This window comes from Spirilliplanes yamanashiensis, from assembly GCF_016863475.1.
In the GTDB taxonomy this organism is placed as follows: Bacteria; Actinomycetota; Actinomycetes; order Mycobacteriales; family Micromonosporaceae; genus Spirilliplanes; species Spirilliplanes yamanashiensis.
Genome location: NZ_BOOY01000034.1, coordinates 99,703 through 118,671, shown reverse-complemented (window position 1 = coordinate 118,671; position 18,969 = coordinate 99,703). Strand labels below are relative to the sequence as shown.

Below are 18,969 nucleotides of genomic sequence, written 5' to 3'. Positions count from 1 at the left end.
ATGACGACGACCGCCGGTCGCATCCGCCCCCTCGGATGGCGCCCCCTGCGACACTTCACCGAGCGCAGCCTCCTCGGACTGCTCATCGTCCTGGCGGCCGGAGCCGGGTTCGGCCTGCTGCTGACCCTCGTGCGGTTCCGGGTCGGCCCGCTGTACGACGCCGACAGCGGCGTCGCCCAGGCCGCCAACGACCTCGTCGCGCCGCACCCGCCCGTCGTCACCGTGCTGGAGGCGATCTCCCGGCTCGGCGGGCGGCCCGTGCTGCTGTGGCTGGTCACCGTCGCCGTCCTGCTGCTGATGGTGCGCCGCCGCACCCGCCTCGCCCTGTACGTCACCGTCGCCGGGCTCGGCGCGCTGTTCCTCGACCCGTCGCTCAAGGCGCTCGTCGGCCGGCTGCGCCCCGTCGTCGACATTCCCGTCGCCGCCGCCCCCGGCAACAGCTTCCCCAGCGGGCACGCGCTCGGCTCGATGGTCGCCTACGGCGCGCTGCTGCTGGTCTTCCTGCCCGCCGTCCGCAAGCGCTGGCGGCCGCTCGCCATCGGCCTGGTCGCCCTGGTGATCGTCGCCGTCGGCGTCACCCGGGTCATGCTCGGCGTCCACTTCGTCTCCGACGTGCTCGGCGGCTGGCTGCTCGGCGCCGCCTGGCTCGGCGTCACCGCGCACGCCTTCCGCATCTGGCGCACCGAGTCGGGCGATGCGCCCGTCGCCGTCCTCGACGGACTGGAGCCCGAGGCGGCCCGCGACATCACCCCCGCCCCCGACGAGGAGAAGGTCCTGCCGCACCCGTGGGCCGGCGTCGCGGAGATCCTCGTCGGCTGGGTCCTGGTCTTCGGCACCCTGTACGCGTTCGGCATGCTCGTCAGCTACCGGCTCAAGGACACCTGGGTCGACACCGTCGACATGGGCGTGTCCCGCTGGTTCGCCGACCAGCGCACCCCCGCCCTCGACGACATCAGCTACCTGTGGAGCAAGGCCGGCGACACCCACGCCATCCTGCTCGTGTCGCTGGTGTTCTGCCCGGTGGTCCTCGCGGTCTGGCGGCGCTGGCGCCCGGTGCTGTTCATCGCCCTCACCATGGCCGGAGAGCTGACCCTGTTCCTCGCCGCCTCGCACGCCGTCGGCCGCCCCCGCCCGCCCGTCGAGCAGCTCGACGGCCAGCTGCCCACGTCCGCGTTCCCGTCCGGCCACATCGCCGCCACGATGTGCCTCTGGGTCGCCATCGCCGTGCTCATGCTGCCCCGGCTGCGGCACTGGACGCGGTGGATCTTCGTCGTCCTCGCCGTCGTCATGCCCGTCGGCGTGGCCGTGTCGCGCATGTACCGCGGCATGCACCACCCCACCGACTTCGTCGGCGCGATGATCCTCACCGGCCTGTGGATCGGCCTGCTCTACTGGGTGCTGCGCCCCAACGCCGAGACCCGCACCGTCGAGCCGGTCGAGACCCCCGCCGCCGCCCGCGCGGAGGTCACGGCGTGACGCTGCGCGTCATGACCTGGAACATCAAGACCGGCGGGGGTACGCGGCTGCCCGCGATCACGTCGGTGCTGCGCGAGGCGGCGCCCGACCTGCTCGCCCTGCAGGAACTGCGCGACTTCCACCGCGGCACCGCCCTCGCCGAGCTGTCCGGCGCGCTCGGCATGGACGCCGTGCTGGCGCGCTCGGCGTTCGGCCAGCCCGTCGCCGTGCTGGTGCGCCGCCCCGCCGCGATCCTGCGCCGCCGCACCGTGCGGTGGCGGCTGCACCACGCCGCCGCCTCCGCCACGGTGCGCACCTCCGGCGGCGACCTGACGCTGGTCAGCACCCACCTCAACCCGTTCAACCCGCGCCGGCGCGCCCGCGAGGCCACCTGGCTCGCCGCCACCGTCGCCCGCCCCCGCGGCCTGCTCGTGCTCGCCGGCGACCTGAACGCCCTCGCCCCCGGCGCCGACCACACCGACCGCCTCGCCCGGCTGCCCGCCCTGTACCGCCGCCGCCACCTCACCGCCGGCGGCGACCCGGACACCTCGACGATCGCCGCCCTCACCGCGGCAGGCTTCACCGACCTGTGGCCGGCCGGCGCCGACGACGCCGCCGGCCTCACCGCCCCCACCACCCGGGGCGGCGGCCGCGAGTTCTCCGGCATGCGCCTGGACTACCTGCTCGCCACCCCCGCCGTCGCGGCCGCCCGGCGCGGCTGCGCGGTGCTGCGCGGCGGCGACACCGAACACGCCTCCGACCACTACCCGGTCGTCGCCGACCTCGACCTGGACCTGCTCTAGCGCTTCGTGCACAGGGGCGCGGAGGTGCCCGCGCCGTCCGGGTGCAGCAGCGCCACCGCGAAGCAGTAGTTCTGGTCCTCCAGCAGGCTGAACATGACGTACCGCTCGGTGCCCGGCGCCAGCTTCTGGTGCGGGCCCGGCGTGTCGCCCTGCCGCGCCGCGTACACCTCCACCGGCACGTCCCGCGAGTTCGCCGGCACCGACCAGTCCAGCGTCACCTGCGTCCCGGCGTCCCGCAGCCGCAGGTTGCGCGGCGTCACCGGCCCACCCACCGGCTGCCCCGCCGCCGACGTCCCCGCCGCCCCCGGCTCCGGCGGCGCCGTGCCCCGCCCGCGCGTCAACGCCACCAGCCCCACCGCCGCCACCATCACGGCCGCCAGCACCAGCGCCACCACGTTGATCGCCGCCTGCCGGCCGGCCCCCTCCCGCCCGGCGGCCTCCGGCAACAACCGGGCCAGCCGATAATCGGTGTCGGTCAACGGCTCCCCGGTCGGCCGGTACCGCGCCCCACCGATCGGAATCGGCGGCGGCGGCTGCCACCCCGGCATCGGCCGCGCCACCCGCGGCCCGCTGCGCTGCTCCGCCCGCGGTTCCGCCCGCCGCCGCCCCCGCCGTCGCTTCCCCGGCTCCTGTCGCTCGACGACCCCACCGGCCGGCGCGACCTCAGCCGCCGGCTCCTCAGGTTCGGCCGGCTGCTCGACTTCCCGCACCGGCTCCGGCGCCCGCTCCTCGTCCCGCGGCGGTGGCCCCGACGGCGCCCACCGCCCCGGCACCCCGTCGTGCCGCGTCAACGGCGCCCGCAACCCCGGCACCTGCCATTGCCGCGCCGCGTCCGGATCCCCGAGATCGATGTCCCGCCCGGCGGTGGCCCGCTCACCGGGCACATAATCGCGCCGGTACATGTCATGCTCCCGCAACGCCTCGGGCACCGGCGGCTGCACGGGCGGCGGCGCCACCGTGCCCCGGCCCACCCGCGGACCCCGCTCGACATCGGACCCGTCCCACGGCGTCCCTGCCCGGCCGTCATCCTGTTCGGCGTCTCGGTCCCGGGCCGTAGGCCGGCCCTGGTCGTCGGTGTGATCCGGGCCGGTGGTCGGGCTCGCGGTGAAGGAGGTGCCCGGGGTCCGGTCGCGCTGCTCGGTCCGGCTTCGCGCCTCGGTCTCGTCCGGGCGGTCGGTCTGGCCCAGGTCAGCGGTCCGATTCGGGCCCGCGCCCGTGGCGTGGGCGCGGGCCGCGGTTTGGTCCGGGTCAGGGGCCGGGGTGGCACCCGTGGTGCGGTTGCGGGCCGCGGCCATGTCCATGGCTGAGGCCGGGCCGTCGCCCGCCGTGCGGTCGTGGGCCGCGGTCTGGTCCGGGTCGGGGGATCGGGCAACACCCGCGGTGTGGTTGCGGGCAGCGGCCTGGTCCGGACCTGGGGTTCGAGTTACTCCCGCGGTGTGGCTACCGATTGCGGTCTTGTTCAGGTCCGAGGCCGGGCCTGCGCCCGCGGCGTGGTCGTGGGCCGCGGTCTGGTCCGGGTCCGGGGCCCGGGTGGCACCTGCGGTGCGGTTGTGGGCCGCGGTCTGGTCCATTGCCGAGGCCGGGTCCATGCCTGCGCTGCGGTCGTGGGCCGCGGTCTGGCCCGGGTCCGGGGCCTGGGTGGCACCTGCGGTGCGGTTGTGGGCCGCGGTCTGGTCCGGGGCCAGCGTGGCACCCGTCGTCTGGTCGCGGTGCGCGGTCTGGTCCCGGTCCGTGGCCTGGCCTCGGCCCATGGTGCGGTTGCGGCCCCCGGTCATGTCCCGATCCGAGGCCGGGCCTGCGCCCGCGGTGCGGTCGTGCAGCGCGGTCCGGTCCTGGGCCGGGGCCGGGCCCGTGGTGCGGTCCCGGGCCGCGGTCTGGTCCATGTCCGGAGCCCGGGTCGAGCCCGCCGGGTGGTGGAGCACCGCGGTCTGGTCCACGTCCGAAGCCTGCGCCGGGCCCGCGGGGTGGTGGAGGACCGCGGTCTGGTCCGGGTCCGCGGCCTGCGCCGCGCCGTCGGAGTGGTCGCCCACCGCGCCCCGGTCCGGGGCCCACGTGACACCCGCCCCCCGTTCGCGCACCGTGTCCCGGTCCATGCCGGAGGGTGCTCCCGCGGCGTGGTCAGGCACCACCGCCCGGTCCCGCGCGTCACCCCGGCCCGCGGCCGGAGCCGTGCCCGCGCGGGGCGGCCCGTCCGCTGCGCGGGCCGCGGAGGGCGGGGGTGTGTCGTCGGTGATGACCGGGACCTCGGCGGTGTCGGTCAGGTCCGCCGGGCGGGGTGGGGGTGGCGGGGAGACGACCGGGGTTTCCGCCGTGTCGGTGAGGTCGGCCGGGCGGGGTGGGGGGCCGGAGGCCGGGCCGTTGGCCGGGGGTGGGGCGGTCGGTGGGGTGTTGGCCGGGTGGGGGGCCACGGGTGGGGCGTTCGCCGGGGTGGGGGGTGCGGGCGGGGCGCTGACCGGGGTCGGGGCCGTGCGGGGGTGGGGGACCGGCGGGGGGTCGAAGCGGACCTCGGCGGCGTGCTTGGGCGGTTCGACGAGGACGGTGTCGTCGGGGGAGGCGCCGGTGGGGGTGGCGTCGTGGTGGCGGCCGGTGTGGGTGCGGCGGTGGTGGGGGTCCGGGGTGGCGCGGGACAGGGCGTCGACCTGGTAGCCCAGGGGGTGGTTCTGGGGCAGGTGGCGGGCGCACAGGGCGTGGGCGTCGGCGAGGTGGCGGGCGGCGGCGGCGTCGTGGCCGCAGTCGCGTTCCATCGCGCCGAGGCGGGCGAGCATCTTGATGCCGGCGGGGTCGGCCTCGCCGAAGGTGCTGCGGTAGCGGCTCCACGCCTCGGTGAGGCGGGTGCGGGCCGAGTGGCACAGGCCCTCGGCGTGTTCGGCGACGGCCAGGTCGGCGAGGGCGGCCAGGACGCGCGGGGAGTCCGGGCCCTCGCTGCGGGTGAGCTGGTGGACGACCTCGGAGTACAGGGTGGCGGCGCGGGCGTGGGCGCCGAGCCGGTGCAGGACGACGGCGAACGTGGCGGCGGCGGCGACGGTGCGTTCGTCTGTCGCGCCGTGCAGGCGGCGGTGGGCGCTGTGGGCGTAGCCGGCCCAGGGTTGCGCGGCGTACGCCTCGCCGAGCGCGACGAGGATCTGCGCCTGGAGGGCGGCGGCGTCGGCGGCGGGCGGGGTGGCGCGGCGGGGGTCGGCGTCCACGGGGGCCAAGGCGGCGTCCAGCAGGGCTCGGGCGGCGGGGAGATCCCCGGCGGTGGTGAGCGCCCGGGCCTGCGCCGTCAGGTCGTCGAGCCGGGAGAAGTCGTCGAGCCGGGAAGACACGTGCCTCATAGTGCTGGCTCGGCCACGGTAGGTACAAGTCACGCCGGGGCGACCTGCCCGATCTGTCCGGCATGGGCGGGCAGATTGGCGCATCGAGCAGAAACTTGAAGTTTGAAGTATACTGACGGCATGGGTGTCTTCAGGTTGAACCACGCAGTCCTCTACGTCAGCGACCTCGACCGCAGCGTCGCCTTCTACCGTGACGTGCTCGGCTTCCGGCCGGTCGGGATGACCCCCGACGGCTTCCGCGGCGCCGCGTTCCTCCAGGCGCCGGACTCCACCAACGACCACGACCTCGGCCTGTTCGAGGTCGCCGGCGCGGCCCCGTCGCCCGCCGGCCGCGGCGCGGTGGGCCTCTACCACCTGGCGTGGGAGGTCGACACGCTCGATGAGCTGGAGGCGACGATGGCCCGCCTGGCGAACGCGGGCGCGCTCGTCGGCACCTCCGACCACGGCTCCACCAAGAGCCTGTACGGGCGCGACCCCGACGGCCTGGAGTTCGAGGTGATCTGGCTCATCCCCGCCGCCCTGCTCGACCAGCAGGCGCTGGACGCGCGCAAGCGGATCCGCCCGCTGGACCTCGCCAAGGAGAAGCAGCGGTACGGCGGCGCCACCCGCGGGGGCGTGGGGATCTCCGTACCCGTGTAGAAAGGCAGGTATGACGCCCCTGGCCGCGGTGAAGCGGGAGCTGCTGATCCGCCGGTTGGAGAGCTGGGCGGGCGGCGCCCTGCGCGCCCGCCGGGCCACCTTCGCGCTGGGCTACGCCGACGACCCCGCCACGGTCCAGGCTGCCGCGGCGGCGCTGGCCGAGCTGACGGAGTCGGCCCGGGGGCGGCAACTGACGATGCTGACGGTCGGGCATGCCCCCGTACCCCCGGGGGTGTTGCGGGTCGACGGCGAGACCGACGAGCGCCTCGCCGTGGCGCTCAAGGCGGCCGGCGCGGCCGCCGCGCCGGTCTTCGGCTGCCTCGACGCGGGCGCCGCGGCCACGCCGCCGGCGCTGGACACGGTGGCCGCGCTGCGGGCCGGCAAGCCGGCCGAGGCCCTGGTCTTCCTGGCGCCGGACGCCCTGGCCGCGGGCGGCGACCGGTTGTACGGCGACGACCGCTGGCGGGCCGCCGCGAGCCTGCCGGGCGCGCACGGGCGGGCGGCGCTGGTCGAGGCCTACCGGTCGGCGCTGGACGCGATCGGGTTCCCGCTGGCCGCGGCCGTCGAGCTGGTGGCGGGCGACGAGGCGCAGCTGGCGGTGTTCGCCACGACCTCCGGCAAGAGCCTGGAGGCGTTCAAGGACGCGCTGTGGGCGGTGGACGAGTTCGCCGGGGTGCGGTACCGCGACCCGGGCGACCCCGACGGCCACCTGATCGACATCTCGCTCAACCCGCACCCGGGGCCGCTGCGCCGCGAGCTGGTGGCGCACCTGGAGCAGGCGGGGGAGCGGACGGTGACGCAGCTGCGGACGTTCGCGCTGACCGACACCGTCTACCGGGCCGCCGACGTGACCCGGGTGCTGTCCACGCTGGTCACGTCGGGGGCGGTGCGCCGCGACCCCGAGCACGGCCGGCTCGGGGGCGACGTCGTCATCAGTGTGGGCTGAGCGGCGTCAGCCCTTCTTCGAGCGCCAGGACACGGGGCCTGGCAGGTCGTAGCGGTGCGCCTTGGCCTTCGAGTTCCAGGACCAGCGGCCGATCTTGATGCTCCACGACGAGAACCCGTTCTCGGTGAAGTTCAGGATGATCGGGCCGATCTTCTTCCGCTTGCGAAACACGATGGGCATGGCCGGTTCCTTCCGTGGCTGACCTGACGGTCAGGGAAGTACCCGGGCGCGGTTCCGCCGCAAACGTCGGGTGTGGACGGCTAGCGCGGCTGCCAGGCGTCCGGCAGGGTGGTCAGCTTGCGCACGTGCGCCGGCATCTTGCCGCTGACCAGCTCGGCCAGGCTGACCTCGTCGACGACCTCGCGGACGGCGGCGCGCACGGCGACCCACAGGTTCGGCAGGTTCTCGGCCGCCCCCTCGTACCGGGTCTCCTCGGGCCGCAGCCCGCGCACCCCGGCGAGCGGGCCGTCGACGGCGCGCAGGATCTGCCCGACGGTGATGTCGCGGGGCGGCTGCGACAGGGTGTAGCCGCCCTCGGCGCCGCGCTGGGCGCGCACGATGCCGGCCCGCCGCAGGTCGGCGAGGACGGCTTCGAGGAACTTGCGGGGCATGGCCTGGTCTTGCGCGACGGCTTGGGCCGACATCAGCGCCGGGTAGGCGTTGGCCAGACTGAGAGCGGCCCGGACCGCATAGTCGCCACGCGCGGAGATCTGCACCTTTCCATCATGCCGTGTCGGGGCCGATCAGCCTCGCGCCCCCCGGGAAATATGGGAATTCTGGCGTACCGGCGTGTCGGATGATCGACGTTGCGTAGGGATCTGGCTGCCGGGCGTCGCCGCCGGTGGGGGAGCGGCGGTCGCGGCGGCCCGGAACGCGCCGGGGCTGCACCCGGCGGAGCGGTGGAAGAACCGCCCGAAGTTGGTCGGCTCGGCGAACCCCAGCCGGCGGCCGATCTCGGCCACCGCCAGGTCGGTGCAGGCCAGCATCCGCTTCGCGGCCAGCGCCACCCGGTCGTCGATGAGCTGCTTCGCGCTGCGCCCGGTCGCGGCCAGCCCGGCCCGGGTGAGGGTACGCACGGAGCAGCCGAGCGCCGCCGCGTACTCCTCGACCCGCCGGGTCTGCGCGTGCTGCTCCTCCAGCAACGCCCGGAACCGCTCGAACGTGCGCGCCTCGGCCCGGCTCAGCCGCGGCAGGTGCGGCGCGCTGAGCAGCCCGACCCGCAGCAGCAGGACGGCCAGCTCGTGCTGGACGAGCGCCGCGCCGAGCGCGCCGCTGTCGCGGTGCTCGCGCTCCAGCCGCTCGCAGTCGACGACCAGCTGGCTGACCTCGCTGATGATCGCGTCCTCGTCCTCGCCGGCGAGCTGCCAGTGCCCGGGCCCGAACGGGTCGTCGGCCGGCATGCCGGTGAGCTCGGGCGTGGGGTGCACGGAGCTGTCCCACACGACGAGCACCGCGTCGAGCCCGGACCCCGCGCCCGCCTGCACGGCCTGCCCCGGCCGCACCCACAGCAGCGTGCCGGGCCGGCAGGGCCGCGCCACGAAGTCGACGATCAGCTCGCCGTGCCCCGCATCGACCAGCAGCAGCAGGTGATGATCGAGGCACCGGGGCCGCCCCGCGGGGGCGGCCAGATCGGAGGAGCCCAGGGGGTACGTCGCCACGCCGGCGGGGCCGGGCGCCGTCGGGACCGGCGGGCGGGACGGGCTGTGCTGACCGAAAGCGAGCATCGGCAACGACGTTAGCGGGCGACGGCTCGTCCCGCTGACCATGCTGCGCGCCGTACCGATATGTTCTTCGCTTTTCCGCCCCGTAAGGCGTACTGACGGGTTTTTGTCCGTTTCCTTTTATTCGTGCCCAGAAAAGAACGACCCGCCCGGACCGGCAGTGTCCGAGCGGGTCGTCCCTTTTCCGTTGCTTCTACCGCCCGGCCAGCAGCCGGTTGACCGCCGCATCGACGTCCAGGTGCTCCGATTCCCGGCCGCGCGGCACCACGACATAGGTACGGCGCAGGAAACGGACCAGAACGCTCCGCGGCACTTCGAACAAGGCGTTGCCGTCCGGAGACGACAGCGCCAGGGCGACGAAGTCGCCCCTGGGCGTAGCCCACGGCCAGACCCGGACATCACCGATGCCCGCGGGCTCGTCGAGCCCGGTGACCAGCAGTTCCCGCGCGAAGGACCAGCTAACGGCTTCCCCACCGGCTGATTCCGCGTGGAACAGGACGTGGACTGCATACGGGTCGGCTGGGTCGTAGCGCAGACTGGCGCGCACGGGCAAAGCCGTGGCGTCAGGCGCGACGAGCCGCAGCGAGGTTTCGACCTCAACGGTCGTCGGACGAATGGCACTCATGGACGAACTCCCCCCGGCACCGCTGCGGGGCTGGTGAGCCCCGCGTCTCCCATACTGTGGTGATACTCCTGGTTACGCTCCGCCATACGCTGATCTCACCCAGTAGTGGGAAGACGGTCCCGAAAACCCCTTACGGCAAGGCGATTAACGGTATCTTGTCCAGTTCTGCCCAGGTACTCGGTTCCGCCCGGCGTCGGGTGGGTTCAGCAGTTGACTTACTCCGGTAACGTCGATTCCTGCCGGGTAGTGACGGGGCGCAAGGACACTGGCGGAGGAAATGAGCACAGAACCGGTCACAACGTCTCCTGGTCGTAGAGTGACGGAGATGTCCGCGCCCGTACCCCCCACCGCCGACGGTTCGCCCGAAGGTGACACCACCGCCCCTGCCGGCCACGCCGGCCACCACCACGGCCACGGCCCGATGGCCCGGCTGCACCGCCTCCTCGACCCGATCCGCGCCAACCCCACCGGCCGGCTCGCCCTCAAGATCACCGTCGGCATCCTCGGCGGCCTCATCGTGGCGGTCGGCATCGCGCTGATCCCGCTCCCCGGCCCCGGCTGGGCGATCGTGATCCTCGGCCTGGCCGTCTGGGCGCTGGAGTTCCACTGGGCCCACCGGCTGCTCGAGTTCACCCGCCGGCACGTCCGCAGCTGGACCACCTGGGTCACCCGCCAGAGCCTCGGGCTCCGCTTCGTCATCGGGCTCGTCGGGTTCGTCTTCATCAGCTTCGTCGTGTGGGCGTCCGTGAAGATGAGCCTCGGGGTCGATCTGTGGGACGTGGCGATGAAGTTCTTGGGGACTCGCTGAGGGGGCGGTTTTTGCGGCGGGGGGACGGTCCGGTAGAGTTCGGATCCGTTGCGGGCGATTAGCTCAGCGGGAGAGCACTTCGTTCACACCGAAGGGGTCACTGGTTCGATCCCAGTATCGCCCACGCAGCTCAGAGGCCACTTCCCATTGATGGAAGTGGCCTCTCTGCACGTGCGGGTGACTAGCTGAGTGACTACCGCTCATCGGCCGCGAAGACGCGAGCCGACCGGCGGCGCGGTGACGTCGGCGCAGAGCCGCGTCGGCGCCGTCCGGGCCTCCGGGCCCGCGCGTGGTCGACGTCCTAGCGGGAGGGCGTGGGGGCGGCCGCTGGGCTGCGGTGTCCGGCCCGGTCCACCGCCCGCACCCCGAACTGGACGTTGTCCTTGGACAGGTCGATCACCGCCTCGGTGACGTCGCCGACGCCGATGACGTGCGTCCAGTACGGCGTGGTGCTGTCGCGCCACACCAGCTCGTACCCGGCGAGGTCCGGCTCGGTGCCGCGGATCCAGCGCAGCGTGGTGTCGTTGGTGAGTGCCGACGTGTCCACGGTGACGCCCCTCGGCGTGCCGGGCCCCTGGGCCAGCGACCACAGGGCCGCGCCGTTGACCCGGGCGACGCGGGTGATGTAGCCGAAGTCGCAGAACTGCGGCAGGTCGCCGTACTGCACGCCGTTCTCCACCCGGACGTCCTGGTGCTGGTGTGCGAAGTTCTCGGCCGGTTCGGTGAAGCGCCCGGCCGGCCAGCCGCGCTCGAGGAAGGGGATGTGGTCGCTGCCGCGCAGGAACCGGTCCCGGCGGTAGATCATCCAGATGTCCATGCCGGTGGCGCGGTTGGCCGCCACGCTGCGCACGAACCGGGCGAGCTGCCGGGACGAGGAGTCGTTCTCGCCGCCGATGGATCGGCGGATCGCCGCCTGCTCGGGCGTCTCCGACGTCGGCACACCCTCGCTGAACAGCCGCACGCGGTGCGGGTCGCGGGTGCCGTCGTCGGCGGTGCTGCTGCCGACGATGTCGTTGCTGAACATGCCCTGCACGTCGGCGCCGGCGAGCCGCAGCTGCTCGGCGAGGTACGTCGAGCCGAACAGGCCCTGCTCCTCACCGGCCACCGCGGCGAAGACGATCGTCGCCTCGGTGCGGCGGCGTGCCATCACCCGGGCGAGCTCCATGACGGCGGCCACGCCGGAGGCGTCGTCGTCGGCGCCGGGTGAGTCGGCGGTCGCGTTCAGCACATCGGTGACCCGGGAGTCGTAGTGGCCGGTCACCACGTACACGCGCTGCGGGGCGACATCGCCGCGCAGGGTCGCCACGACGTTGGTGATCCGCGTCGGCACGGGGATGCGCGGCGCGGGCTGCTGCACGTACCCCTGCAGCTGCACGGTCATCCGGCCGCCGGACGCGGCCGCGTACCGGCTCATCTCCGCGAAGATCCAGTCGCGGGCGGCGCCGATGCCGCGGACGGGATCGGTCTGGCTGCTCAGCGTGTGCCGGGTGCCGAACGCGACCAGCCGGCGGACGGTGGCCTCGATGCGCCGCCGGTCGACCTCGGCGAGCAGCACGCGCAGGTCGCGGCCGGGCGGCTGTGGCCGCTCCCGGCGGCCCGGCCCGCGGGCACCGTCGCCTCCGGGCATGCTGTGCGGTGGGCCGGCCGCCGCGGGCTCCGCGCCGGCCGAGGCGCCGACGCCGACCGCGACCCCCGCCGCGGCGGATGCGGACAGGAACGTGCGCCGGCTCGCCGTGGCCCGGCCGTCATGGGCTGCCATACATCGATAGTTGTCCCGGTCGTGCGGCGCGTCCAGACGGGCGGTGTGCCATCACCGGCATGCTGCCCGGCTGAGAGGGAAGGGCGCCGCGTTCGAAGCGGCGCCCTTCCCCGGCGGTTCGGCTACGGACGCACGGCCTGGCCGGCCGGGATCCAGGTGCTGTCCTCCTCGGGGTCGGCCAGCCGGACCGACTCGGCGATCTTCGTCAGCTCGGCGTCCGACAGGTCAGCCCGGGAAGGGGTCGAGTTCCTCGACGGCGTGCCGGCACCGCCGGCGCTGACCTCGATCACCAGCTTGCCGTCGGCACTCCAGATGCTGCACGCGTGCCACGTGAAGCACCGGGTCCTCCCGGGCTCGGCCGGCGAGTTCGACTTCTCGCTCGGCAGCACCGTGATCGTGAAGGTGCCGCTACGCCGTGCCCGCTCACCCTGCTCCCAGGGCTTGGTCAGGCCGGTGGTCGGCGGCGCCGCGCGGTCGTACTCGACGGCGCCGTAGACGCCGTCCCGGGCCAGGTAGATGCCACCCAACCCGATCGACGCGTGCGAGCCGACCTGCACCGCCTGATAGCCGTCGGGCACGTGGCCCACGGTGAACGGCAGGGTGGCCGGTCGCGCCGGGCTCTGCCGCAGACCCGGGACCAGCGTGGCCAGGTCGGCGAAGGACGGCTCGGCGGCGTCGTTGGACTGCGACGTCACCGTCGCCCAGGCGTTGTCGGCGTACTCCCACGCGAGCAGCTTGTCGCCACCCGGGACGGCCGGTGGGTCGGCGTGGACCTGGGTCGTCGCCTGCACCGCGCGGCGCCCGGCCACGGTCAGCTCCGTGCCCTCCTCGATCCCCTCGGGGTCGAACGCGCCCGGCCGGTAGACGGTGAGGAAGGCGTTCAGCCTCGGCCGGGACCGGTTGGCGGCCAGCTCGGCCTCGCTGACGTCGCCGACCGACTCGTCGTTGGTGAACCGGCCGTCCATGTAGATCGACGACATCTGGTACGCGGCGGACACCACGATCGGGTCCTTCACGTGGAACCTGCCCGCGTCGTACCCCTTGAAGGTGAAGTCGAAGGCGGCCGGCTCCGAAGCCGCCGCCGCGGGGGCGGCCGGACCGGGGTCCGGCCGGGTCGCGTCCGGGCCGGTCAGCGACGGCAGGGCGAACGCACCGGCCACCGCGACCACGACCAATCCGGCGGCACCGGCCGAGGCCAGCCCGGCCCGGCGGCGCCGCTCGGCCCGCCGGCCCGCCGCGACGATGTCGTCCGCGCTGTGCGTCAGCGGCGGCTCGCCGGCGCTCACGGTGTCCACGAATTCACGCAACTGCACTGGTCCACTCCTCTGTCGTCTGCCCGGTCAGATGGATGCCCTCGGCGGCCAGCAACTCGCGCAGCTTGGCCAGCCCGCGCGACGCCTGGCTCTTGGCGGTGCCCACGGTGCAGCCGAGGATCACGGCCGTGTCCTCCAGGCTGAGTCCCAGGTAGTGCCGCAGGACCACGGCGGCCCGCTGGCCGGCGGGCACCGCCGCGAGCGCGGACCGCAGGCGCATCCGCTCGGCGGTCACCCCGCTGGCGTCGCCCACCGCGGTGTCGGGCACGGCGTCGCCGGCCGACCGTTCCCGCCGCCACGGACGGCGTTTCTCGTCGATCGCGGCCCGCAGGACCATGGTCTTGGCGTACAGATCCGGTCGTTCCAGCTTGCGCCAGCGTGGGTAGAGCTTGACCAGCGTGTTGGCCACGGCGTCCTCCGCCGCGTGCCAGTCCCCGCAGGTCACGTAGGCGAGTTTCCGCAAGGACGCCATCTGGGACGTCACGAACTCGCGGAACGCTTGCTCGTCGTCGGCTTTCAATCGGCTGCCTCCTCAGACGGAGGTGGAACGGTGCCGTCCCGCCAGAAGGTTGCACGACCGGGAAAAATGAGGTGTTCGGGCCTTATTCGAGACACGCCGACAGCGCGGATCTCGGTGCGCGTGCGGTGATCGTTGCCCACCAGGTCGACGTCCTGGAGCTGGTGCGGGACCTCAACCACCAGGCCGCCCGGTACGCCGACACCATCGTCGCCATGGCGTCGGGCCGCGTCGTGGCCGGCGGCCCGCCCGACCGGGTCGTCACGTCCGACGTGCTCAGCGACGTGTTCGCCCTCGACGCCATCGTCGTGGAGAGCCCGGCGACGGGCCGGCCGCTCGTCGTGCCGACGGAGCCGTCGACCGTCGGCGCCCGCGGCCTTCAGCCGCACCCCTGAGCTTCGCGGAGGTGCCGCCTGCCCGATGGGGCGGCCCGATCGGGCGGCCGATCGTGGCGGGCAGGGCGGCGTCGGCCGCGCGGTGGTGCTCCCGGCGCCGGCGCCAATCCACACGGAGCGGGCAAACCGGGGCTGCGCGGCCCGGAGCGCCGGGCGCCGCAGTGGCGTGCACCGTTGACGTCGCTTCCTAGTGTCCGGCCATGCGTAGATCCCTTGTCATTCCCGCAGCGGCGCTGCTCACCTCGCTCGCGGTCGCCGGGTGCGCCCCGGCGGCGTCCTCGGAGATCCCCGCGGCCCCGTCCGGCGCGGCGGCCGGCGTGCCGTCGCAGGGCGGCGCGCAGCCCAGCACGGAACCCGCCGGCCCCGTCGTGCCCGGCAAGGCGCTGCTCCAGCCCGGCGACCTCGACGGGGCCACCCCGGAGAAGGCCGACGCGACGTTCTGGTCCTACCTCCTGCCGCCGAACGCCTGCGACAAGCCGCACGCCAGCGACCGGCTGCGGCTGGCGGCGGCGACGCGCCAGGCGCTCTACGCCGACGCGGGCGCCGTCCGCCCCACGGTGGTGGTGAACCACGTGGCGCGGTACGAGCCCGGCACGGCGAGCCGCGTGCTCGCCGAGATCAAGGATTCGGTGCGGCGCTGCCCCGGCACGTCGGCCGGGGGCGAACGCCGCTGGACGGTGACCCGGACGGGCGACAAGATGGTCATGCTGAAGATCGACTCCGACATCGTCTACGGCGCGCCGGTCAAGCACGCCGCGTACGTCGGTGTGGCGGTCGTCGGCGACGGCATCGTGGTGGTTGCCGACGCCGGTTTCGAGGCGAGCAGCGGCAACCAGAAGCTGGTGGACAGGCTGCTCCCGGTCGCCGCCGAACGCGCCGAGGCGATGAACTGACAGGAAAGTCGTAGCCGCCGGGTCCAGGCACGGCCCGGCGGCCATGTCCTCGACTAACCTGCGGTGGTGGCAGGAGCCGAACTGGACGAGCTGATCGTGGCCGACGCCGCTGCGCTGCGCGCCTGGCTGACGGACAACCACACCGCCTCACCGGGCGTGTGGCTCGCGCTGACCAGGAAGGGCGGCTCCGTCACCACGCTGACCTGGCAGCAGGCGGTCGACGAGGCCCTGTGCTTCGGCTGGATCGACGGGCAGGCCCGCAAGCGCGACGACGAGAGTTCCTGGATCCGGTTCACCCCGCGCCGGCCCCGCAGCATCTGGTCCCAGCGCAACGTCGCCAACGTGGCCCGGCTGGAGGCGGCCGGCCTGATGCGGCCCGCCGGCCGCGCCGCGGTGGACGCGGCCAAGGCCGACGGGCGGTGGGCGGCGGCCTACGCACCGCCGTCGGAGGTGCAGGTGCCGGACGACCTGCTGGCCGCGATCGCCGCCGACCCGGCGGCGCAGGCGATGTTCGACGTGCTCACCAAGTCCAACCGCTTCGCCGTCATCGGCCGGGTCAACGGCGTGAAGCGGGCCGAGACGCGCGCCCGGAAGATCGCCGAGAGCGTCGCGATGCTGGCCCGCCACGAGACGATCTACCCGCAGCGAGCCCGACCGGCGGACCCGCCGGCGTCCTGACAGCGGGTCCAGATGCGCAGGGCGACGGCACGGCGGACTGAGTCCGGCTACGGGCGGGACCGGCGGGCGGCGGTCGTCGCGATGTCCACGAAGCCGTGAACCAGGGGCCGGCGGTCGCGGCGCCGCCACGCCACCACCAGCGGGCTCGGCGCGACGCCGTCCATCGGGACGACGACGACGCCCGGCTGGCGGGTGATGGTGAGCGGGGCGAGGCCGATGCAGCCGGACCACAGGACGGCCTGGACGCATTCGCGGACGGTCCGCACGACGGTGTCGGTGTGGGCCGCGTGGGTGCGGCCGCCCGACCAGTAGTCCCGCCAGAGCGGGTCGGCGCCGTCCGGGACGCGGAACCAGCGGCGGTCCCGCAGCTCGTCCAGCTCCACCCGGTCGCGGGTGGCCAGCGGGTCGTCGTCGCGCAGGACGACCCCGACCGGGTCGCGGCGGAGTTCGGCGACGGCGACGGCCGGGGAGCGGAACGGGCCGCGGGTGAGGGCGACGTCGGTGTGGCCGCGGTCGACGCCGACGGTGGGGTTGGTGAGGTCGCCCTCGACGATGCGGATCTCGACGCCCGGGTAGCGGGAGCGGAACGCGTCGATCAGTGTGCCGCCGGCGCGGTCGACGCTGTCGGCCAGGGTGCCGATGGTGATGGTGCGCATGTCGGCGGCCGGTGCGATCAGCGACGGCAGCGACCCGGCGCGGGCGAGCAGGTCGCGCGCCTCCGGGAGCAGCACGTGGCCGGCCGGCGTCAGGGTCATGCCCTGGGCGGAGCGGGTGAACAGCTCGGCGCCGAGGTCGACCTCCAGCTGCTGGATGGCCCGGCTCAGGGGTGGCTGCGACATGTGCAGGCGGGCGGCGGCCCGGCTGACGTTGAGCTCCTCCGCCACCGCGACGAAGTAGCCCAGGGAGCGCAGGTCCACCACCCCGCCACCATACCGCCAGGGTATGGCCCTGCGGAGCGGGTGTTGGACCGCGGCGCGCCGCCGGGCGTCCAATCGGAGGGTGATCAAAGACGAGAACGACCCGTTGAGGGAACGGACGGCACGCGGGGTCGCGGTGTACGCCGAGACGTTCGGCGTCCCCCCGGCGGACCTGCCGGGGGTGTTCGCCGGCCGGGTGGGGGAGCGGTTCGCCCGCGAGGCCGTGCTCGCCGCCGGCGGGCCGGCGTGGAACGATCCGGCGCTCGACGACCGCAGCCGCAGCGTCGCCGTCGTCACCGCGCTGATCTGTGCGGGCGTGCGCGGCGACCGGCTCACCGCCCACCTGCGGCGGGCGGTCCGGGCCGGGCTCGACCAGCCCGCGCTCGAGGTGCTCACCGTCCTGCTGTCGCTGTACGTGGGGCAGGCGCGCACGTCGCCGGCGGCCGAGGAGATCCACCACTTCTTCCGGACGGACGCGCCCACGGCGCCGGCGCGCAGCCACGGGGAATCATGAGCTACCTGCTGGGCGGCGTCGCGCTCGCCGCCCTCGCCGCCGCGATCGCCATCGTCCGCTCGTTCCGTCCCGCGCCCCTGCCGGCGCCGGAGCCGTGGGCGGGCCCGCTGCCGGAGGCGGTACCGCCGCCCACCATGGCGGTCTACCAGCTGCCGACCGGGACGTACGAGAACCGCGCGTTCCTGGCGTACCGCGGGGGAGCGTTCCGCGACCGCCGCCGGTTCGCCGCCACCGCCGTGCTCGTCCGGCACCCGGCGGGCGACCTGCTGATCGACGCCGGGTTCGGCGCGGACGTCGACGCCCACCTCGCCACCATGCCGTCGTACCGGCGCACCCCGCACGAGGCCGGCGCCACCGTCCGCGACCAGCTCCGGGCGAAGGGCTACGACATGACGCGGCTGCGCGGCGTCGTCATCACGCACGCCCACTGGGACCACGTCAGCGGCCTCGACAGTCTCGACGCGCCGGTCTGGCTGAACCCGGCGGAGGCCCGGTACGTGGCGCGGGCCAGAGACGCCGGGGTGTTCCGGCACGTGACGCGCCACCACGAGATCCACCACTACACGTTCGACGGGCCGCCGTACCTCGGCTTTCCCGCCAGCCACGACGTCCACGGCGACGGCTCGGTGGTCATCGTCGAGGCCGGCGGCCACACGGACGGCTCGGTCGTCGTCTTCGTCACCCTTCCCGGGGGCCGCCGGTACGCCTTCGTCGGGGACCTCACCTGGCAGACGGAGGGCGTCACCCTGCGCGCGGAGCGCCCGAAGGTGCTCCAGCTGCTGGCGGACGTCGACCCGGCCCGGGTGCGGGCGTCGCTGCGGCGCATCATCGCGCTGGCCGGCCGCGTCCACGTGGTGCCCGCCCACGACGTGCGCGCCCACGACCCGATTCCCCTGTGGAGCGAATCCTGACCGCGCGAGGGCGGCCCGGCGTCAGCCGACCGGCCGGACCTGGGCGAGGCGGCTGACCGCGTGGTCGTCCTTCCAGCACACGGCGGCCTCCCACGCCGCCGACGCCTGGGCGGCGACGTCGAGGGTGGCGGCATCGAGGCCGGCGGCGTTGCCGGGCAGGTCGAGGTCGAGGTCGGGGACGTCGACGTGGGACTCGTCCCAGTCGATGAGGGCGACGTGGTCCGCGGTCAGGCGGATGTTGCCGGGGTTCAGGTCGCCGTGCACGACGCAGGTCGGGCGCCCGGCCAGCCGCGCCCACGCCGCCCGGCATCGGGCGACGCCCTCCGCGGGCATCGCGCGCAGGTCGATCCGGGTGCCCGTCTCGGCGTGCAGGAGGTCGGCCGACGACCGCCAGCCGGGGCGCTGCGGCCAGTCCCGCGTCAACCGGTGCAGCTGCCGCACCGTGCCGGCCACGCGCCGCCAGTCGGCTGGCGACTCGGGCGGTCCGCCGTCCACGAAGGCCGACACCACCAGGCCGTCGGCGAACAGCCGGCCGTCCGCGGCCGGGATCGGCACCGGCACGGTCAGGCCCGCGCGGTCGAGGTGGACGAGCAGGCCGGTCTCCCACGCCAGGTCGGCGTCGCTGCGGGAACCGAGGCGGCCGACCGCGCGGCGCCCGCCGACGCGCACGATCCACACGTCGTTGGCGACGCCGCCGGCGAGCGGTTCGACGCGGGCAGCGTCGTCGCCCCACCGCTTGAGTGCCTCCCAGCCCATCGGCC

At 74.6% G+C, this 18,969-nt stretch carries 20 protein-coding genes and 1 tRNA gene; 11 read left to right on the top strand and 10 right to left on the bottom strand.

What is annotated here, in order from left to right; translation table 11 throughout:
• Together Sya03_RS24745 and Sya03_RS24740 are read left to right on the top strand one after the other, a co-directional pair.
• Positions 1-1,476, top strand: coding sequence for a phosphatase PAP2 family protein (locus tag Sya03_RS24745; protein WP_203940799.1), 1,476 nt, complete (start codon positions 1-3; stop codon positions 1,474-1,476).
• Positions 1,473-2,258: an endonuclease/exonuclease/phosphatase family protein gene (locus Sya03_RS24740; protein ID WP_239107810.1), complete on the top strand. Its 786-nt coding sequence runs from the start codon at positions 1,473-1,475 to the stop codon at positions 2,256-2,258. Before Sya03_RS24745 ends, Sya03_RS24740 begins: the two co-directional genes overlap by 4 nt.
• Here the strand turns inward: Sya03_RS24740 and Sya03_RS24735 are convergent.
• A complete protein-coding gene (locus Sya03_RS24735) occupies positions 2,255-5,563 on the bottom strand; it encodes a hypothetical protein (RefSeq protein ID WP_203940798.1) in 3,309 nt (1,102 codons plus the stop codon). The two genes, Sya03_RS24740 and Sya03_RS24735, sit on opposite strands and share 4 nt — an antisense overlap.
• A gap of 129 nt (positions 5,564-5,692) precedes the next feature.
• Between Sya03_RS24735 and Sya03_RS24730 the strand changes: the two genes are divergently transcribed.
• Together Sya03_RS24730 and Sya03_RS24725 are read left to right on the top strand one after the other, a co-directional pair.
• A complete protein-coding gene (locus Sya03_RS24730) occupies positions 5,693-6,211 on the top strand; it encodes a VOC family protein (protein ID WP_203940797.1) in 519 nt (172 codons plus the stop codon).
• 10 nt (positions 6,212-6,221) lie between these two features.
• Entirely contained in the window at positions 6,222-7,157 is a 936-nt protein-coding gene (locus Sya03_RS24725; RefSeq protein ID WP_203940796.1) for a class I SAM-dependent methyltransferase, read from the top strand.
• 6 nt (positions 7,158-7,163) lie between these two features.
• Here Sya03_RS24725 and Sya03_RS24720 read toward each other — a convergent pair whose 3' ends face one another.
• The 4 genes from Sya03_RS24720 to Sya03_RS24705 all read right to left on the bottom strand — a co-directional run bounded on the left by Sya03_RS24720 (position 7,164) and on the right by Sya03_RS24705 (position 9,503).
• Positions 7,164-7,337, bottom strand: coding sequence for a DUF4236 domain-containing protein (locus tag Sya03_RS24720; protein ID WP_203940795.1), 174 nt, complete (start codon positions 7,335-7,337; stop codon positions 7,164-7,166).
• Positions 7,338-7,417: 80 nt separating this feature from the next.
• Positions 7,418-7,873: an RrF2 family transcriptional regulator gene (locus Sya03_RS24715; RefSeq protein WP_203940794.1), complete on the bottom strand. Its 456-nt coding sequence runs from the start codon at positions 7,871-7,873 to the stop codon at positions 7,418-7,420.
• Between the two features lie 27 nt (positions 7,874-7,900).
• Positions 7,901-8,881: a helix-turn-helix domain-containing protein gene (locus Sya03_RS24710; protein WP_203940793.1), complete on the bottom strand. Its 981-nt coding sequence runs from the start codon at positions 8,879-8,881 to the stop codon at positions 7,901-7,903.
• Positions 8,882-9,071: 190 nt separating this feature from the next.
• Entirely contained in the window at positions 9,072-9,503 is a 432-nt protein-coding gene (locus tag Sya03_RS24705; RefSeq protein ID WP_203940792.1) for an SsgA family sporulation/cell division regulator, read from the bottom strand.
• Positions 9,504-9,828: 325 nt separating this feature from the next.
• Between Sya03_RS24705 and Sya03_RS24700 the strand changes: the two genes are divergently transcribed.
• Both Sya03_RS24700 and Sya03_RS24695 read left to right on the top strand, forming a co-directional pair.
• Complete coding sequence (locus Sya03_RS24700) at positions 9,829-10,311, top strand: TIGR02611 family protein (RefSeq protein WP_370872075.1); 483 nt, start codon at positions 9,829-9,831, stop codon at positions 10,309-10,311.
• A 52-nt stretch (positions 10,312-10,363) separates the two neighbouring features.
• Positions 10,364-10,435, top strand: a tRNA-Val gene (locus Sya03_RS24695).
• 177 nt (positions 10,436-10,612) lie between these two features.
• Here Sya03_RS24695 and Sya03_RS24690 read toward each other — a convergent pair.
• The 3 genes from Sya03_RS24690 to Sya03_RS24680 all read right to left on the bottom strand — a co-directional run bounded on the left by Sya03_RS24690 (position 10,613) and on the right by Sya03_RS24680 (position 13,903).
• On the bottom strand, positions 10,613-12,070 hold the full coding sequence (locus Sya03_RS24690) for a M28 family metallopeptidase (protein WP_203940790.1): 1,458 nt from the start codon (positions 12,068-12,070) through the stop codon (positions 10,613-10,615).
• Between the two features lie 122 nt (positions 12,071-12,192).
• Entirely contained in the window at positions 12,193-13,383 is a 1,191-nt protein-coding gene (locus tag Sya03_RS24685; RefSeq protein WP_203940789.1) for a hypothetical protein, read from the bottom strand.
• Entirely contained in the window at positions 13,370-13,903 is a 534-nt protein-coding gene (locus Sya03_RS24680; RefSeq protein WP_203940788.1) for a SigE family RNA polymerase sigma factor, read from the bottom strand. Before Sya03_RS24680 ends, Sya03_RS24685 begins: the two co-directional genes overlap by 14 nt.
• Before the next feature lie 125 nt (positions 13,904-14,028).
• Here Sya03_RS24680 and Sya03_RS24675 point away from each other — a divergent pair, with 125 nt between their 5' ends.
• From Sya03_RS24675 to Sya03_RS24665, 3 genes are all read left to right on the top strand, one after another.
• Positions 14,029-14,295, top strand: coding sequence for an ATP-binding cassette domain-containing protein (locus Sya03_RS24675; RefSeq protein WP_203940787.1), 267 nt, complete (start codon positions 14,029-14,031; stop codon positions 14,293-14,295).
• A 200-nt stretch (positions 14,296-14,495) separates the two neighbouring features.
• Positions 14,496-15,188 carry a hypothetical protein gene (locus Sya03_RS24670; protein ID WP_203940786.1) on the top strand — a complete coding sequence of 231 codons (693 nt, stop codon included), beginning with the start codon at positions 14,496-14,498 and terminating at the stop codon, positions 15,186-15,188.
• Between the two features lie 66 nt (positions 15,189-15,254).
• Positions 15,255-15,866 carry a YdeI/OmpD-associated family protein gene (locus Sya03_RS24665; RefSeq protein WP_203940785.1) on the top strand — a complete coding sequence of 204 codons (612 nt, stop codon included), beginning with the start codon at positions 15,255-15,257 and terminating at the stop codon, positions 15,864-15,866.
• A 47-nt stretch (positions 15,867-15,913) separates the two neighbouring features.
• Here the strand turns inward: Sya03_RS24665 and Sya03_RS24660 are convergent, their stop codons facing one another.
• On the bottom strand, positions 15,914-16,786 hold the full coding sequence (locus tag Sya03_RS24660) for a LysR family transcriptional regulator (protein ID WP_203940784.1): 873 nt from the start codon (positions 16,784-16,786) through the stop codon (positions 15,914-15,916).
• Between the two features lie 79 nt (positions 16,787-16,865).
• Here Sya03_RS24660 and Sya03_RS24655 point away from each other — a divergent pair, with 79 nt between their 5' ends.
• Complete coding sequence (locus Sya03_RS24655) at positions 16,866-17,297, top strand: carboxymuconolactone decarboxylase family protein (RefSeq protein ID WP_203940783.1); 432 nt, start codon at positions 16,866-16,868, stop codon at positions 17,295-17,297.
• A complete protein-coding gene (locus Sya03_RS24650; RefSeq protein ID WP_203940782.1) occupies positions 17,294-18,208 on the top strand; it encodes an MBL fold metallo-hydrolase in 915 nt (304 codons plus the stop codon). Before Sya03_RS24655 ends, Sya03_RS24650 begins: the two co-directional genes overlap by 4 nt.
• A 21-nt stretch (positions 18,209-18,229) precedes the next feature.
• On the opposite strand, the gene Sya03_RS24645 is transcribed toward Sya03_RS24650, so the two are convergent.
• Positions 18,230-18,964, bottom strand: coding sequence for a phosphotransferase enzyme family protein (locus tag Sya03_RS24645; RefSeq protein ID WP_203940781.1), 735 nt, complete (start codon positions 18,962-18,964; stop codon positions 18,230-18,232).
• Positions 18,965-18,969: the final 5 nt, after the last annotated feature.